Annotated in this window: 13 protein-coding genes; 7 read left to right on the top strand and 6 right to left on the bottom strand. The window is 67.2% G+C overall.

The window, feature by feature from the left end; all coding sequences use genetic code 11:
- Positions 1 to 312: 312 nt before the first annotated feature.
- Positions 313 to 1,077 (bottom strand): TetR/AcrR family transcriptional regulator, encoded by a 765-nt coding sequence (locus DIE16_RS01655; RefSeq protein WP_409333432.1) that lies wholly within the window; start codon positions 1,075 to 1,077, stop codon positions 313 to 315.
- A gap of 342 nt (positions 1,078 to 1,419) precedes the next feature.
- On the opposite strand from DIE16_RS01655, the gene DIE16_RS01650 reads away from it, so the two are divergent.
- From DIE16_RS01650 to DIE16_RS01620, 7 genes are all read left to right on the top strand, one after another.
- The gene (locus tag DIE16_RS01650) at positions 1,420 to 2,595 is read left to right on the top strand and encodes an efflux RND transporter periplasmic adaptor subunit (RefSeq protein ID WP_124519897.1); all 1,176 of its coding nucleotides are present in this window, start codon (positions 1,420 to 1,422) and stop codon (positions 2,593 to 2,595) included.
- Entirely contained in the window at positions 2,592 to 5,762 is a 3,171-nt protein-coding gene (locus DIE16_RS01645) for an efflux RND transporter permease subunit (protein WP_124519531.1), read from the top strand. Before DIE16_RS01650 ends, DIE16_RS01645 begins: the two co-directional genes overlap by 4 nt.
- Entirely contained in the window at positions 5,762 to 7,228 is a 1,467-nt protein-coding gene (locus DIE16_RS01640) for an efflux transporter outer membrane subunit (RefSeq protein ID WP_185500286.1), read from the top strand. Before DIE16_RS01645 ends, DIE16_RS01640 begins: the two co-directional genes overlap by 1 nt.
- A 129-nt stretch (positions 7,229 to 7,357) precedes the next feature.
- Positions 7,358 to 8,692: a paraquat-inducible protein A gene (locus DIE16_RS01635; protein ID WP_124519442.1), complete on the top strand. Its 1,335-nt coding sequence runs from the start codon at positions 7,358 to 7,360 to the stop codon at positions 8,690 to 8,692.
- Positions 8,693 to 8,731: 39 nt separating this feature from the next.
- A complete protein-coding gene (locus DIE16_RS01630) occupies positions 8,732 to 10,327 on the top strand; it encodes an intermembrane transport protein PqiB (RefSeq protein ID WP_124519534.1) in 1,596 nt (531 codons plus the stop codon).
- 26 nt (positions 10,328 to 10,353) lie between these two features.
- The gene (locus DIE16_RS01625; protein WP_260426895.1) at positions 10,354 to 11,025 is read left to right on the top strand and encodes a membrane integrity-associated transporter subunit PqiC; all 672 of its coding nucleotides are present in this window, start codon (positions 10,354 to 10,356) and stop codon (positions 11,023 to 11,025) included.
- Between the two features lie 81 nt (positions 11,026 to 11,106).
- Complete coding sequence (locus tag DIE16_RS01620) at positions 11,107 to 11,601, top strand: TetR/AcrR family transcriptional regulator (RefSeq protein ID WP_124519538.1); 495 nt, start codon at positions 11,107 to 11,109, stop codon at positions 11,599 to 11,601.
- Between the two features lie 163 nt (positions 11,602 to 11,764).
- Here the strand turns inward: DIE16_RS01620 and DIE16_RS01615 are convergent, their stop codons facing one another.
- From DIE16_RS01615 to DIE16_RS01595, 5 genes are all read right to left on the bottom strand, one after another.
- Positions 11,765 to 12,490, bottom strand: a complete 726-nt coding sequence (locus DIE16_RS01615; protein WP_124519540.1) for an OmpW family protein — start codon at positions 12,488 to 12,490, stop codon at positions 11,765 to 11,767.
- 119 nt (positions 12,491 to 12,609) lie between these two features.
- The gene (locus DIE16_RS01610) at positions 12,610 to 13,665 is read right to left on the bottom strand and encodes an amidohydrolase family protein (protein WP_124484812.1); all 1,056 of its coding nucleotides are present in this window, start codon (positions 13,663 to 13,665) and stop codon (positions 12,610 to 12,612) included.
- A gap of 78 nt (positions 13,666 to 13,743) precedes the next feature.
- Positions 13,744 to 14,775: a 4-hydroxy-2-oxovalerate aldolase gene (gene dmpG / locus DIE16_RS01605; protein WP_124519448.1), complete on the bottom strand. Its 1,032-nt coding sequence runs from the start codon at positions 14,773 to 14,775 to the stop codon at positions 13,744 to 13,746.
- Positions 14,776 to 14,786: 11 nt separating this feature from the next.
- On the bottom strand, positions 14,787 to 15,734 hold the full coding sequence (locus DIE16_RS01600; RefSeq protein WP_124519542.1) for an acetaldehyde dehydrogenase (acetylating): 948 nt from the start codon (positions 15,732 to 15,734) through the stop codon (positions 14,787 to 14,789).
- A complete protein-coding gene (locus DIE16_RS01595) occupies positions 15,731 to 16,540 on the bottom strand; it encodes a 2-keto-4-pentenoate hydratase (protein WP_124519543.1) in 810 nt (269 codons plus the stop codon). Before DIE16_RS01595 ends, DIE16_RS01600 begins: the two co-directional genes overlap by 4 nt.
- Positions 16,541 to 16,566 lie beyond the last annotated feature (26 nt).

The raw sequence follows: 16,566 nt of genomic DNA, 5'->3' as shown, positions 1-16,566 counted from the left end.
AACCGGCCAGCATACCGAGGTCAAAACACGACATTTCTAAGTAGCCAGAACACGACATTTCTAAAAAGCTACTACAACCAGTCATATCGATAATTCACGTTATGTAAAATTAAGTTGAGGGCATCGACGCGCTCGACGGTCAAACCCTCCTTTTTTCCTACGGCGTGCCGAGGCGCCCAACACTGTTGCAGTGACATCCCGCAACCGCGGAGCAATTCGAGTCTGGCAGTACGCTCGCCACCGGACATGACAGTGGCACCGCCTTCGTTGCCCGGCTCGACGAGCCAGCCCCGCGTCGACGGCAACCAACCGTCAACAGCTCTCCGCAGCGGTGAATTCGCCGGGCGGCAATGGTCGGTTCGCCACGTCCTTTGCTTCGGCGCGCGTCAGGCCTAGCGTCTGCAACACCATCGCCGCGGCCCGCTCGGGGAGCCGGCCTTCGTCTCCCGCCGGCTTCCTCGCTTCGCCCTCAGCCGTGTCGGCCGCGTAGCACTCCGCCGCGATCGCCGCCAGGATCGTCCCCGTCATCGCGAGCACGCTCATGAACGGATCGCCGACGACGAAGCGGCGTGCCGCGATTCCGCGCTCGCTGTCCCGCCGCAAGTGCCGGCCTAGCCCGTGGTCGAGCGCACGCGCGGAAAAGCCCTCCCGCATCAGGAACCGCCCCCAGAGCCGCTCGCGGCGCGCGCGCATCAGCGTGTGACGCACGCAAACCGACACGACCTCGGCCGGATCCGACAAACCGCTCGCAAGACGCTCGAGGCCGTCCGCGAAATCGTCGAACACCCACTCGGTCAGCGCGGCGAAGATGCCGTCCTTCGATTCGAAGTGGTAGTAAAACGAGCCGAACCCCACATCCGCCGCCTCGGTGATCTCGCTGATCGCGACGTTGTCCCTGCCCTTTTCCGCCATCAGGCCGAACGCCGCCCGCAGCAAGCGCATACGTGTCGCCTCCTTGCGCCGGGCGCCGCGCGGTTGACGCTGTTCCGCTTCGGCCACTGACGCATTCGGGCGACGCGGCCGGACCGGTTTGTCGTCCACGAGCGCACCTTCCCTTTCCATAAGAATTTTCTGCATGACGCAATTCTAGATGACTCGCTCATACTTGACAACATTATCAGTTATGAGTCTAATCTCGAAAATAGCAGAACCGGTTCCTGTCCGGACACTGTTCCGGACCCACGCCAGCGAGCGTCGGTGACGCGCAGGCGGCCCTGTCGGCACACTCGGCGGCCATCGTCGTGCGCAAGCCGTGTCATGTCGGCAATCGGAACGATCTGCACCTCGAACATCGGAGTACTGATTGATCGTCATGCGCACCGTCGGCGGAGACGCCCGCGCGCGCCTGCATAAACCGGGGTGACCTGCCGTGGTCGCCGAATCATTTTTAGTTTGACCCTCACTTGTCTTGGAAACATCGTGAAATCACCCGGACTTGACGCGCGGACTTCAACGCGCCCGTTTCTGACACGCATCGCGCCACCGCTTCGGCGCGCCCCGATCGCATTCGCCTGCTGTGCGATTCTTCTCGCGGCTTGCCACTCGCACGAGGCCCCGGCGCCCGAACTGCAACCGGTGGTCGCGCTGCCGGTTCATGCGGACAATGGCGCCGTGCAGCGCGTGCTGCCCGCGCAGGTTCAGGCGCGATATTCGACGCCGCTGTCGTTCCGGGTCGGCGGCAAGATCGTCGAGCGGCGCGTGCGAATCGGCGACACCGTCAAGGCCGGCCAGACCCTCGCGATGCTCGATCCGGCCGATCTTCACAACACGTTGCTGAACGCGCGCGCGCAGCTCGATGCCGCCGAGCATCGCCTCGCCTATGCGAAGCAGCAACTGGATCGCGACCGCGCCCAGGCCCAGGCCAACCTGATCGCGCCCGCTCAGCTCGAGACAACGCAGGACGCGTATGCATCGGCGGTCGCGCAACGCGATTCCGCGCTCGCGCAAATGGCGCTCGCGGGCGATCACCTGCGCTACGCGACGCTGGTCGCGGATCACGACGGCGTCATCACGTCGGAGGATGCCGATACCGGGCAGAACGTCGAGCCCGGCCAGGCGGTGTTTCATCTGGACTGGAGCGGCGACCTCGACATCGTCTGCGACGTCGCGGAGCGCGATCTGCGCGATCTGCGCGATCTCGCGGTCGGCCGCACCGCGCACGTCAGCCTGACGGCGCTGCCGGGCAAGGTGCTCGACGCACGCGTGCGCGAAGTCGCGGCGGCCGCTGATCCGCAAAGCCGCACCTGGCGCGTGAAGCTGACGCTGGTCGCGCCGGGGCCGGACGTCCGCTCCGGGATGACTGCCAGCATCTCGTTCGACGGCGCCGCCGACACCGCCGTGGACCACGCGATCACGCTGCCGGCCACCGCACTCTTCCATCGCGGCGAAGCGCCGGCGGTCTGGGTCATTCGCAAAGGCAGCGACACGCTGGAACTGCGCCCGGTAACGGTCGGACGCTACGACGAGCGTACGGTCACGGTCACGTCCGGCCTCGCGGAAAACGAGCGCGTCGTGATGCAAGGCGTCCATACTGTGAGTACCGGCCAGCACGTGCGCGTGGTGCCGCCGCTGCATGCGGAGGACTTCGCATCATGAACGGTCCAGAACACCGGTCCTCGATGGACGGTGCGCTCGGCGCACAAAGCGGTGCCGCGTCGCGCGACGACGGCGGTTTCAATCTGTCGGCATGGGCGCTGAAGCATCAGCAACTGGTGATCTTCCTGATCGGCCTCGCGACGATCTTCGGCATGATCGGCTATACGCGCCTCGCGCAATCGGAGGATCCGCCGTTCACGTTCCGAACCATGGTGATCCAGACCTATTGGCCGGGCGCCACGGCGCGCGAAGTGCAGGAACAGGTCACGGACCGGATCGGCCGCCAGCTCCAGGCCGCGCCTTACGTCGATAACATCAAGAGCTATTCGCGCCCCGGCGAGTCGATGATCTTCTTTGCGATGAAGGATTCGGCGCCGGTCGACCAGGTGCCGGAAACCTGGTATCAGGTGCGCAAGAAGGTCGGCGACATCCGGGCGACGCTGCCGAAGGGCACTGTCGGCCCGTTCTTCAACGACGAATTCGGCGACGTCTATACCAACATCTATGCGCTCGAAGGCGACGGCTACTCGCCCGCGCAACTGCACGATTACGCGGACAAGCTGCGCACCGTGCTGTTGCGCGTGCCGGGTGTCGCGAAAGTCGACTACTTCGGCGACCCCGCCCAGCACGTATTCGTCGAGATCTCGAACGCGCAACTGACGCGGCTCGCGATCACGCCGCAGCAGCTCGCGCAGGCCATCGACGCGCAAAACGCCGTCGCACCGGTCGGCACGATCACGACATCGGACGACCGCGTGTTCGTGCGGCCGAGCGGCGCGTTCAAGGACACGCAGGCGCTCGCCGACATGCTGATCACGGTGAACGGCCGGACGTTCCGGCTCGGCGACGTCGCGAAGGTCACGCGCGGCTACGACGATCCGCCCGTCACGCAGATGCGTACGAACGGTCACGCGGTGCTCGGCATCGGCGTCACGATGCAAAAAGGCGGTGACGTGATCGACCTCGGCAAGGCGCTCGACGCGAAGGCAGCCGAGCTCCGGGCCGGCTTGCCGGCCGGACTGAAGCTGGCCGCGGTGTCGAGCATGCCGCATGCCGTCAAGCACTCGGTGGACGACTTCGTCGAAGCGGTCGGCGAAGCCGTCGCGATCGTGCTCGTCGTCAGCCTCGTGTCGCTGGGCCTGCGCACCGGCATGGTCGTCGTCATCACGATTCCGATCGTGCTCGCCGTGACGGCACTGTGCATGCACGTGTTCGGCATCGGCCTCGACAAGGTGTCGCTCGGCACGCTGGTGCTCGCGCTGGGGCTGCTGGTGGACGATGCGATCATCGCCGTCGAAATGATGGCGGTGAAGCTCGAGCAGGGTTGGAGCCGCGCCCGCGCGGCGGCCTTCGCCTACACGAGCACGGCGTTCCCGATGCTGACCGGCACGCTCGTCACGGTATCCGGCTTCCTGCCGATCGCGCTCGCGAAATCGAGCACCGGCGAATACACGCGGTCGATCTTCGAGGTGTCCGCGATCTCGCTGATCGTGTCGTGGTTCGCGGCCGTCGTGCTGGTGCCGCTGCTCGGCTACCACATGCTGCCCGAGCAGCAGCATCACGACGCTCATGCACATGGGCAGGACGTTTATGAAACGGGCTTTTACCGGCGGCTGTCCGGATGGATCTCGGCGTGCATCGAGCGCCGCTGGGTGGTGCTGGGTGTAACGGCCGTGCTGTTCGCGATCGCGATGGCGGCATTCACGCGCGTGCCACAGCAATTTTTCCCGAACTCGGAGCGCCCCGAGCTGCTGGTCGACCTGCGCCTGCCGGAAGGCGCTTCGTTCGACGCGACACTGCGTGAGGCCACGCGGCTCGAGAAGGTGCTCGACGGTCGGCCCGAAATCGATCACGTCGTCGATTTCGTCGGCACCGGTGCGCCGCGCTTCTACCTGCCGCTCGACCAGCAGCTCCAGCAGCCGAACTTCGCGCAGTTCGTGATCACGGCCAAGGACGTCGAATCGCGCGACCGCTTGTCGCATTGGCTCGAGTCGACGCTGGCAAGCCGCTTCCCGACCGTGCGCACGCGCGTCGCGCGCCTCGAGAACGGGCCGCCCGTCGGCTTTCCGATCAAGTTCCGCGTGAGCGGCGACGACATCGCGACCGTTCGCGGCATTGCCGAAAAAGTGGCGGACAAGATGCGCGCCGATGCCCGCACGCGCAACGTGCAGTTCGACTGGGACGAGCCGGCGGAGCGATCGGTGTCGTTCGAAATCGATCAACTGAAGGCACGCCAGCTCGGCGTGACGTCGGAAGACGTGTCGAGTTTCCTCGCGATGACGCTGTCCGGCTATACGGTCACCCAGTATCGCGAACGCGACAAGCTGATCGACGTCGACCTGCGTGCGCCGAAGCGCGAACGGATCGACCCGTCGCAGCTCGCCGGCCTGGCGATCCCGACGCCGCACGGCCCCGTGCCGCTCGGCACGATCGGCCACGTGCGCGACACGCTCGAATACGGCGTGATCTGGGAACGCGACCGCCAGCCGACCGTCACGGTGCAGGCCGACGTTCGTGGCGAAGCGCCGAGCATCGGCGTGACGCGCGCCATCGACGGCACCCTGGCGACGCTGCGCGCCACGCTGCCGACCGGTTACCGGATCGAGGTCGGCGGTGCAGCCGAGGAGAGCATGAAGGGCCAGACGTCGATCAACGCGCAGATGCCGCTCATGATCATCGCGGTGCTGACGCTGCTGATGATCCAGCTCAAGCGCTTCTCGCGCACCTTCATCGTCGTGCTGACGGCCCCGCTCGGCCTGATCGGCGTGGTCGCGGCGCTGCTGCTGTTCGGCAAGCCGTTCGGCTTCGTCGCGCTGCTCGGCGTGATCGCGATGTTCGGGATCATCATGCGCAACTCGGTGATCCTGGTCGACCAGATCGACCAGGACATCGCGGCCGGGCAGCCACGCTTCACCGCGATCGTGGGCGCGACCGTGCGCCGCTTCCGGCCGATCATGCTGACCGCCGCGGCCGCCGTGCTCGCGCTGATTCCGCTGTTGCGTTCCGGCTTCTTCGGCCCGATGGCCACCGCGCTGATGGGCGGCATCACGATCGCGACGGTGCTGACCATCTTCTTCCTGCCGGCCCTCTACGCGACCTGCTTCAAGGTGCGCAGCGACGAACGCGAGTCGCACGCGATGGACGTCGCGTCCTCGGAGACATGCTGATGAAATTTCCCCTTACCACATCGGTGCTCGCCGCGAGCGCGGCGCTCTGCCTGAGCGGCTGTGCAATGGCCCCGAGCAGCACGCCGCCCGCGATGCCGTCGCCGGCGCACTACGGCGCGACGCCTCAGGCGCCGCGCACCGCCGAAGCGGCAGGCGTCGCGCAGCAGTTCGACGTCGGCGCCGCGCCCGTGCCGCAATGGTGGCGCCTGTACCGGTCCAGCGCGCTCGACGCGCTGGTCGACGAAGGCCTGCGCGCGAACCCGACTCTGGCCGCGGCGGAAAAGACGCTCGCCGCCGCGCAGGAGGAGCTGCGCGCGCAGATCGGGGCGTCGACGCTGCCGTCGATCGACGCGAACGCACAGGTGGCCCGCACGCGCACGCCCGACATCTCCGGCGCGGGCGCGCAAAGCCTGCGCTACAACGTCTTCGTCGGGCAACTGCAGGCGCATTACACCTTCGACCTGTTCGGCGCCACGCGATATGCGAACGAGGCGAGCGCCGCGCGCGTCGACGTGCGCGGTTGCGAACTCGAAGCGGCAAGGCGTGCGCTGGCGGCCAACATCGTCGGCACCGCCATCCGCGCCGCGACGCTCGACCGCCAGATCCTGCTGACGGAGCGCCTGGTCGCCGTTGCCGAGGCATCCGCAGTCGAAGACCAGCAACGTTACGCGCTCGGCGCGGTGTCCCACGTGCAGTCGCTGGCGTCGACGCAGGGCGCGGCGTCGCTCGCCGCGACGCTGCCGCCGCTGCGCCAGCAGCGTGCGAGCGCGGTTCACTCGCTGGCGATCCTGCTGGGCCGCACGCCCGACGCGCCACCGCCGGTCCCCTCCTACACTGGACTGTCGCTGCCGGAACACGTGCCCGTGGTCGTGCCGTCCGACCTGCTGAAGGCACGGCCGGACATCCGCGCGGCCGCGGCAGCCGTGAAGGCGGCATCGGCGGACGTCGGCGAGGCGACCGCCCAGTTGTTCCCGAGCCTGTCGCTCACCGCGACGATGGGGCGCGGCGGCTTCAGCTGGCCAGCGCTGTTGTCGGGCGCGGGCGGGCTGTGGGCCGTCGGCGCCGGGCTGTCGCAGCCGATCTTCCACGGCGGTGCGTTGCTGGCACACCGGCGGGCGTCGCGCGATGCATACGACGCCGCGGTGCTGCAGTACAAGGCGGCGGTGCTGTCCGCATTCGGCGACGTCGCCGATTCGCTCGCCGCGCTGGACAACGACGCGCAAGGACTGGCCGCGAACGAACTCGCGGCGCGCGCGGCAGGCGAGGCTTTCCACGAAACGGCGCAACGCCGCACATTGGGTGCCGTTCCGATGTCCGCGCAACGGTCGAGCGAACAGCTCTATCTGAACGCGGAACTCGATGCGGTGCGTGCCGCGAGCCGCCGGATGACCGATACCGCGGCGCTGCTGCAGGCAATGGGCGAACTGCCGCCCGCCACCGGCACGACGGTCGCGGCCCGGCAATAGCCGCTGCTTGCGTCGATGGACCGGCTGCGCGCCTTCGAGCCGCACCGGTCCGCAGTCTCGAAGCCCGATGCCCGGCGTAACGTGCATCGCGCGGCGCCGGGCCTTCATTACCCGCATGGTTGATTCCCGATGAAATCCGACAACCTGGTCGCCTGCCACGAATGCGACCTGCTGATTCAGCGTCCGCCGCGCCTGCGCGCGCTCACGGCGCACTGCCCGAGATGCCACGCTCGCGTGAGCGGTACGGCGCACGGCCGCCGCTCGCTCGACCGGCTGTGCGCATTGACGGTCGCCGCGCTGGTGACGTGTTGCGTCGCGCAGGCCTTTCCGATCGTCGCGCTCGATGCGGCCGGCATCGCGTCGCATGCGACGCTCGGTGACGCGGTTCGCGCGCTATGGTCGAACGGTCAGCCGCTGGTGGCCGCGCTCGTGTTCTGCACGACGATGCTGTTTCCGATACTGGAGCTCGCCGCGTGGCTGTACCTGCTCGCGCCGTTGCGCGCGGGCCGCGTACCGCGCCACTTCGCGCAAGTGCTGCGCGGCATTCACCGATTGCGGCCGTGGAGCATGGTCGAGGTGCTGATGCTCGGCGTGCTCATCACGATCGTCAAACTGACGAGCCTCGCACACGTGCTTGCCGGGCCCGCGCTATTCGCGTTCGCCGGGCTTACCGTGATGCTCTGCGTGCTGTCGACGATCGAACCGGCCCGACTGTGGGAAGCGCACGACGAACTCGTCGCACTGCGGCCAGGCGATGCCGAGCGTGCGAAACCGCCCCGCCCCGACACGACGCGACATGCGGCGCCCCGGGCCGCGGAAAGCAGCGGATCGGCGGGCATGACGGCCCGCGCCGCGGGATGGATCGCCTGTCACCTCTGCGCGCGCGTGCAGCCGGCTCACACATGCGGCGAGCGCTGCACGCGCTGCGGATCGCCGCTGCACGCGCGCCGTCCGCACAGCATCGCGCGCACGGGCGCGCTCGTCGCTGCCGCTGCGTTGCTCTATATCCCGGCGAACCTGTTGCCCGTCATGCACGCGACCTCGCTCGGCCGGGCCGAGGACGACACGATCCTCGGCGGTGTCGCGTACTTCTGGACGTCCGGCGACTGGGCACTCGCCGTCATCGTGTTCATCGCGAGTGTGCTCGTGCCGATGCTCAAGCTTGCGGCCCTCGCATTCCAGGCGATCGCCGCCCATCGCGGCGTGCGATGGCGGCCGCTCGAACGAGCCCGGCTGCATCGGCTGGTCGAGCGCGTGGGCCGCTGGTCGATGCTCGACGTATTCGTCGTGGCGCTCACGATCGCGCTCGTGCATTTCGGCTCGTTCGCCGACATTACGCCCGGCCCCGGCGCGCTCGCGTTCGGCGCCGTGGTCGTGCTGACCATGTGCGCGTCGATGCAGTTCGATCCGCGGCTCATCTGGGACGGCGCGCCCCGCCCCGCCGCCGCCCATCACCAACCTTGAACCGGCGCAAGCGCCCGCTTTATTTCGAATTCCAAAACGATGTCTTCTTTCGATTTTTCGCCACCCGAGATCCGGCCGCGCAGCCGCTGGATCCCGTCTCTCGTCTGGATCGTGCCGCTCGTGTGCGCGCTGATCGGGCTGTCGCTCGTGATCCGGACCGTCACCGCCAACGGTCCGACGATCACGGTCACGTTCGCCAACGCCGAGGGCCTCGAAGCCGGCAAGACCAAGGTCCGCTACAAGGACGTCGACATCGGCACCGTCCAGACCATCACGCTCACGCCCGACTTCAAGCGCGTGGTCGTCGGCATTCAGCTGACGCACGAGGCCGCGCGCTTCGCGAACCGCGACACGCGCTTCTGGGTCGTTCGACCGCGCGTCGGTGCCACCGGCATTTCCGGCCTCGGCACGCTCCTCTCCGGCGCATTCATCGGCGCGGATCTCGGCCGCTCGTCGCAGAAGCAGACCGATTTCACCGGTCTCGAGACGCCGCCCGCCGTCACCGCGGACCAGCAGGGCCGACGCTTTCTGCTGCACGGCGACTCGCTGGGCTCGGTCGACATCGGCTCGCCGGTGTTCTACCGGCATGTGCAGGTCGGTCAGGTCGTGGGATTCTCGCTCGACAAGGACGGTACGGGCGTCGACGTTCAGGCGTTCGTGAAAGCGCCCTACGACAAGTACGTCAGCGTCAATACGCGCTGGTGGCACGCGAGCGGCGTGGATCTTCGGCTCGATTCGAGCGGCCTGAAACTCAACACGCAGTCGCTGGCGACCGTGATCGTCGGCGGTCTCGCGTTTCAGTCGCCGCCCGGACAAGCGGACGCGCCGCAGGCAGCCGACAACACGCCGTTCCGGCTCGCCCCCGACGAAGCCGACGCGATGCGCGACCCCGACGGCACGCCGCTGATGGTCGTCATGCGCTTCGACCAGTCGCTGCGCGGGCTGTCGGTCGGCGCGCCGGTCGATCTGCGGGGCATCGTGCTCGGTCAGGTCACGAACATCGGGATCGAGTACAACGAACACACGCGCAACTTCAGCATGAAGGTCGCGATGGCGCTGTATCCGTCGCGACTGAGCCGACACAGCGATACGGCGCTGCCCGCGCCCGATACGGCCGGCGGCCACGAACTGCTCCAGCACCTGGTGCTCCAGGGGCTGCGCGGGCAGTTGCGTACCGGCAGCCTGCTGACCGGTCAGCTCTATGTGGCGCTCGACATGTTCCCGAAGGCGCCGCACGCGAGCGTCGACGCGCGCCGCACGCCGGTGGAACTGCCGACCGTGCCCAACACGCTCGACGAACTGCAGGTGCAGATCGCCGACATCGCGCGCAAGCTCGATCAGGTGCCGTTCGACCGGATCGGCAACAATCTGAACGGCGCGCTCGCGCATGCGAACCAGTTGTTCGGTCACCTCGATGAGCAGGTCGTGCCGCAGGCGCGCGACACGCTGGCCGCCGCGCAACGCACGTTCAGCGCGGCAGAGTCGACGTTGGGGCAGAATTCGCCGATGCAGTCGGACGTTCATGAGGCGATGCAGTCGCTCACGCAAACGCTGCAGTCGTTGAATGCGCTTGCGGACTATCTGGAACGTCATCCCGAATCGCTGCTGTTCGGCAAGAAGGGGGACCGCCAATGAAAGCGCGTTCGTTTGGTCATCTCCGTATGCCGGCGCGCATCGCGACGTGCGTCGCACTCGCGGTGCTGAGCGCGTGCGCGTCGCCACCGGTGCATTTTCATACCCTCGCGGTGACAGACGATGCGGGTGTTGAGGCCACCGCATCGCATCCCGCCTGGCTGATCGACATCCAGGCCGTGCACGTCGCGGCGCCTGCGGACGGCAACCGGCTCGTCGTGCAACGCGGACCCGATCGGACCGACATCCTGGAGCAGGAGCGCTGGGCCGCGCCGCTCGGCGACGAGATGCGCGGCGGACTGTCGACGCGCGTCGCGTCCCGGCTCGGCACGATCGATGTTCATCGCGTCGCCCACCCGGACGGCGCGCCCGTCTACCGGGTCGCGGTGGACGTCCAGCGAATCGAATCCTGGCCGGCATCGCACGTGCTGCTCGATGCAACGTGGAGTGTGAGTTCCGGGTCCGGACAGCCGGCACTGACGTGCCGCAGCATCGTGCGGTCCGGTGCGTCGACGGGCTACGAAGCACTCGTCGACGCGCAGCGTCGCGCGCTCGATGCGCTCGCGCTCGGGATCGCCGCGGGCATTCGCGCGGCGGCTGCGCACGCCGCGCCACCGGCAGATTGCCGCGCGGGCGCACCCGGGCGCCCGATCGCACGCCCCGCTGTCGATCGCGGCGCGCCGGACGCGCTCGACGATTGAATCGGCGCCGTGACGACGCGACATTTCCCGCGGCGCGATATTGCTCCGCTTCAGCCATTTCCACCGCACGGACAGCACAGGATGAAACCCGCCCGCCTGACCCGCATGCAACGCCGGCTCGACACTCGCGAGCGGCTCGTCGCCGCCGCTCGCGAATGCTTCATCGCGAAGGGCTTCGCCGATACGACCGTCGAGCATATCGTCGAGCGCGCGGGTTACACGCGCGGCGCGTTCTATGCGAACTTCGGGCACAAGCGCGAGCTGTTGATCGAAATCCTGCGTCGCGACCGCCCGAAATTACTGGCGAAAATGCGGCCGGCAGCGCATGAGCACCGTGGCTCCCGCACCGCCGGCTCCGCGGACATCGCCGCCGGCTGGGAATGTTTCCCGCTGTGGGTCGAGGTGCACCTGTACGCGCTGCGCGATGCCGGGATCCGGCAGATCGTCGACCGGCTGCACGCCGAGCCGGCGCCGCCGGCTGCGGCGAGCGATACGGCAGACGCGTCGGAGCGCATACCATCGTCGGCCGAATGGGCGGCAGTGCTCGGCGCTGCGCTGATGCGTGCCGGTGCGTAATACGCACGTTACGACGAGCCGACGCAAGACACCGTGATGCGCGCCGTTCGGGTGACCGCCCGGTCCATCAATCCGGCCGTCCCGAACGAGTATCCGCACAATGGCGGACGCCGGCCTTCCACACAGGCTGGCTGTCGAATGGGCGCCAGCCGCTTGATCCCGTTCAGAACCGATACCCGACCGACACGAAAGTCGTGATCGGATCGATCTTGATCCGCGTCGAACTGGTCACGGTTCCGACCGCGGATCGCGTACTCAGGTCGGCTTTCGTCGACAGCCACACGTAGGCGACCGACACGCCGACCGACCAGTGCGGATCGATGTTGTACGTGAGCCCGGCGTTGACGATCGGCGCAAAGGAATGGCTCAGCGCCACCGACGTGGGGCCCTCCAGGCGATTGCCGAGCGTCGGCGAATACAGGAATGCGCCGCTCGCGACCTTGTTGCTCAGCTGTACGTCCCTGAACCATACATAGGTGAGACCCGCACCGACGTATGGCCGAAAGCGGGCCGACGGTTCGCCGAAATGATATTGCGCGAGAATCGCCGGGCTCCATGCGCGGGCCGTCCCCAGTTCGCCGAGCGACGACAGGGAGCCCGTGCCGCTCAGATGCAATTTCGGCGGAATGCCCAGGATCGTCTCGACTGCGACGTGATCCGTGACGAAATAGGTCGCCGTCAGCGCGAACGTATCGGTATCGGCCACGCTCGCGCCGCTGCCCGGTACGGTGCCCGAGCGCCCGAGCGCGTTGACCGTCAGCGGCTCGCTCGAATCCTGCGGCGCCATGTGCAGCCATCCGGCGTTCATGACCCACTGACCGGCCGATTGTGCGCGGGCGCACGACATCGCCGCGATCGACAGAAGAATTGCCGCGCTCGTATGCTTCATGGTGTCTCCGATTGTTGTGATGTGCAGGATGGCGCCGCCGGGGAACGGCGGCATGCGTCGCCGCCGGACGGAGGTCATCCGCCCGGCATGCGCGTCCAGGGTTCCGGACGAAACGGGATTCAGCGGTCTCTGAGCCGGTCGATCAACCGGACGCCCGCGCCGGCAGCCGCACGCCTGAGCGACGCCAGCGGGCCGTCCTCGGGCGAGGGCGTACCGGCGACACGCTCCGCGCCGCCGGCAAAACGCGGGAACAGGCGCAATGCGTTGCCGCGCTCGATGCCGGCGCGCGCGTCGGTATCCCAAACGGGTGATCGTTCGAGCGTGTCGCGCTGCATGGCGGTGACCGGTGCCGGCGCGAACGGGAAATCGCTGCCGAAGAGGATCTGCGTCGGCTCGACCAGTTCGCGCAATGCGGCCTGCGGATACGCGGCTGGCGACAATGCCGTGTCGAAGTGGAATCGACGAATGGTCGTGAGCACGCCGTCCGGTACCGCAGCAAGGTATTCCGGCATCAGGTTGGCCAGCGACACGCGCCACGCGACGTAAGGCAGGAATCCGCCCGCATGCGCGAGAATCCAGCGAATGTTCGGGTAACGCGCCAGCGTCCCCGTCAGCAGCAGATTGACCGCCGCGCGCGTCGTGTCGCACAGGAATTCGATCAGGAATCCCGGCGCACCCAGCCCGAGCGCCTCGCTTGTCCGATGCAGGTTCGGATGCACGAACACGACGGCCTGCCTGCGATCGAGTTCGGCCATCAGTTCGTCGAATTCCGGCGCGCCGAGAAACTTTCCTTCCGTACTGCCGAGCAGCACGACGCCGTCCGCCTTCAGCACGTCGAGCGCATGAACGGCTTCCGCGCAGGCCAGTTCGGTAAACGGCATCGGCAGAACCGCGAACGAACCGAAGCGGCCGGGATGCGCATCGCAGAGCTGCGCCGAATATTCGTTACATTGACGAGCGAGCGTGCGTGCCTCTTCGACGTCGCCGAAATACACGCCCGGCGCCGAGATCGACAGCAGTGCCGCCTGAATCCCGTTCACGTTCATCACGTCGAGCGACGCTTGCGCATGCCATTCCGGCAACGCCGCGCCGGCGACCTTCTGTATGCCATGCCTGGACATTGCGTCGCGATAGGCCGGCGGAACGAAATGATGATGGACGTCGATTCGGTGCACGATCTGCTCCGGCGCGAAACATTGATATGGATGACAAAATATTATTCAGGCGCGTCTTCGCGCAAAACGAGTCGGTCGCTAGGTCGCATGCCCGGATGCGGCCCGTGCGTTCGACAGATCCAGCGCAACATCGACGATCATGTCTTCCTGCCCACCCACCATGCCGCGTCGCCCCAGCTCGACGAGGATATCGACCGTGCCGAGGCCATACTTTCGGGCGGCCAGTTCGGCATGGCGCAGGAAGCTGGAGTACACCCCGGCATAACCGAGCGCGAGCGTTTCGCGGTCGACGCGCACCGGGCGATCCTGCAGCGGCCGAACGATTTCGTCCGCCGCATCCATCAGCCGGTACAGATCCGTACCGTGACGCCAACCAAGGCGCTCGGCCGCCGCGATGAATACCTCGAGCGGCGCGTTCCCCGCCCCGGCCCCCATCCCCGCCAGGCTCGCGTCGACGCGATCGCAGCCCTCCTCGACGGCGACGATCGAGTTCGCCACACCGAGACTCAGGTTGTGATGCGCGTGAATGCCCACCTCCGTTTCCGGTTTCAGCACGTCCTTGAACGCGCGGACGCGATCGCGCACGTCGTTCATGTTCATCGCGCCGCCGGAATCCACGACGTAGCAGCACGTCGCGCCATAGCTTTCCATCTGCTTCGCCTGCTCGGCGAGCCCGACGGGCGTGTGCATGTGACTCATCATCAGGAAGCCCACGGCCTCCATGCCGAGCTCACGCGCGGATTCGATGTGTTGGCGGGAAATGTCGGCTTCCGTGCAATGCGTGGCGACCCGCACGATGCGCGCGCCCGCGTCGTACGCGGCGCGCAGATCGTGCACGGTGCCGATACCGGGCAGCAGGAGCGTGGCGACCTTCGCGTGGGTGACGGCACCGGCGACCGCTTCGATCCATTCGACATCCGTATGTGCGCCGAAACCGTAGTTGAAGCTGCCGCCCTGCAGGCCGTCGCCATGCGCGACCTCGATCGAATCGACCCGCGCAGCGTCGAGCGCCATGGCGATTTGCCGCGCCTGCGCGATGCTGTACTGGTGGCGAATCGCGTGGCTGCCGTCGCGCAATGTCACGTCGGAGATGTAAATCTTCTTGTCCATGGTCGGGAAACTCACGTTGCGTCGCGCAGCATGCGGGCGGCGACCCGTTCGGCCATCGCCATGGCTGCGCTCGTCATGATGTCGAGGTTGCCGGCGTAGGCAGGCAGGTAGTGGGCGGCCCCCTCGACTTCGAGGAAGATCGAAGTCTTGAGGCCCGACATGCGTTCGCCGACGCCCGGAATGCGGATCGGCCGATCGGATTCGATGCGATCGAACTGCACGCGCTGTTTCAGGCGATAGCCCGGCACGTACGACTGCACCGCTTCCACCATTCGCGCGACGGAGGCTTCTATGCGTGCTTCGTCGGCGAAATCGCTGAGGGCGTACACCGTATCGCGCATCATGAGCGGCGGCTCGGCCGGATTGAGTACGATGATGGCCTTGCCTCTCGCGGCGCCACCGACCGTTTCGATCGCGCGCGCCGTCGTTTCGGTGAATTCGTCGATATTGGCGCGGGTACCCGGCCCTGCGCTCCTGCTCGAGATCGATGCGACGATCTCGCCGTAGCGAACGTTGGCGACCTGCGACACCGCCGCGATCATCGGGATCGTCGCCTGTCCTCCGCACGTCACCATGTTGACGTTGGGCGCATCCAGATGGCGCTCGCCGTTCACCACCGGTACGCAGTACGGGCCGATCGCCGCCGGCGTCAGGTCGACCATGCGGAGGCCGGGCTTGAGCGCACGCAGGAACGCATCGTTGTGCGCGTGGGCCGACGCCGACGTCGCGTCGAACACGATGTCGATGTCGCCGAAGCCCGGCATCCGCGCAAGCCCTTCGACGCCTTCGTGCGTCGTGGCGACACCCATCCGGGCCGCACGCCGCAGCCCGTCCGACGCCGCGTCGATGCCGACCATCGCGCCCATCTCGACGTGTTCGCCGTGCCGCAGGATCTTGATCATCAGATCCGTGCCGATGTTGCCGCTGCCGACGATACCGACCTTGAGTTTCCTGCTCATCGCGACGCTCCTTCGCCCAGGCGGCAATGCACGCTGCCGAGCGCGCCGATCTGCGCGCGAATGACGTCCCCGCTCGCCACCGCCACCATCGGGCCGAGCGCTCCGGACAGGATCACGTCGCCCTCGCGCAGCCTCTGTCCGTGACGCGCGATCGTGCAGGCGAGCCAGTAAACCGCGCGCAACGGATGGCCGAGACAGGCGGCGCCGACGCCCGTCGATACCACTGCATCCTGTTTCGTCATCGTCATTCCCAGTTCGCCGAGCGAAAGCCGGCCGAGTGCCACCGGCTGATGACCGAGCACGTATGCGCCGCACGACGCATTGTCGGCGACGGTGTCCTCGAGCGTGATCCGCCAGTCGGCGATTGCGCTGTCGACGATCTCGAGCGCCGGCAGCGCATAGGCCAGCGATGACAGTACGCGGCCATAGCTCGGCGCGTCGTCGTCGAGATCGCGCCCGACGACGAATGCGATCTCGGCCTCGATCTTCGGTTGCAGCAGACGATTCATCGGCACATCGTCGCCGTCGAGATGCGCCATGTCGTCGAACAGCACGCCGAAGTCGGGCTGATCGACACCGAGTTGCCGCTGCACCGCGCGCGACGTCAAGCCGATTTTCCTGCCGACGATGCGCGCGCCGGCGGCGATCCGCGCCGCCGTGTTCGTTTCGGCCACCGCATACGCGGCAGCGACCCCGGCAATGCCGAACCGCTCGGCAATCGGTTCGATCGGGATGCGCGTCGTGCGCGCATTGCGCAACGCGTCGGCGGCGGCGTGAATACGGGAGTGATCGGGCAATGGAGACATGATTGATGGAACGAGAGAGTCGGAAT

Origin of the sequence: Burkholderia sp. Bp9090 (genome assembly GCF_003857985.1) — a bacterium.
Taxonomy (GTDB): Bacteria; Pseudomonadota; Gammaproteobacteria; order Burkholderiales; family Burkholderiaceae; genus Burkholderia.
The sequence above is the reverse complement of the archived record's forward strand: the minus strand, read 5'-3'. Positions and strand labels throughout refer to the sequence as shown.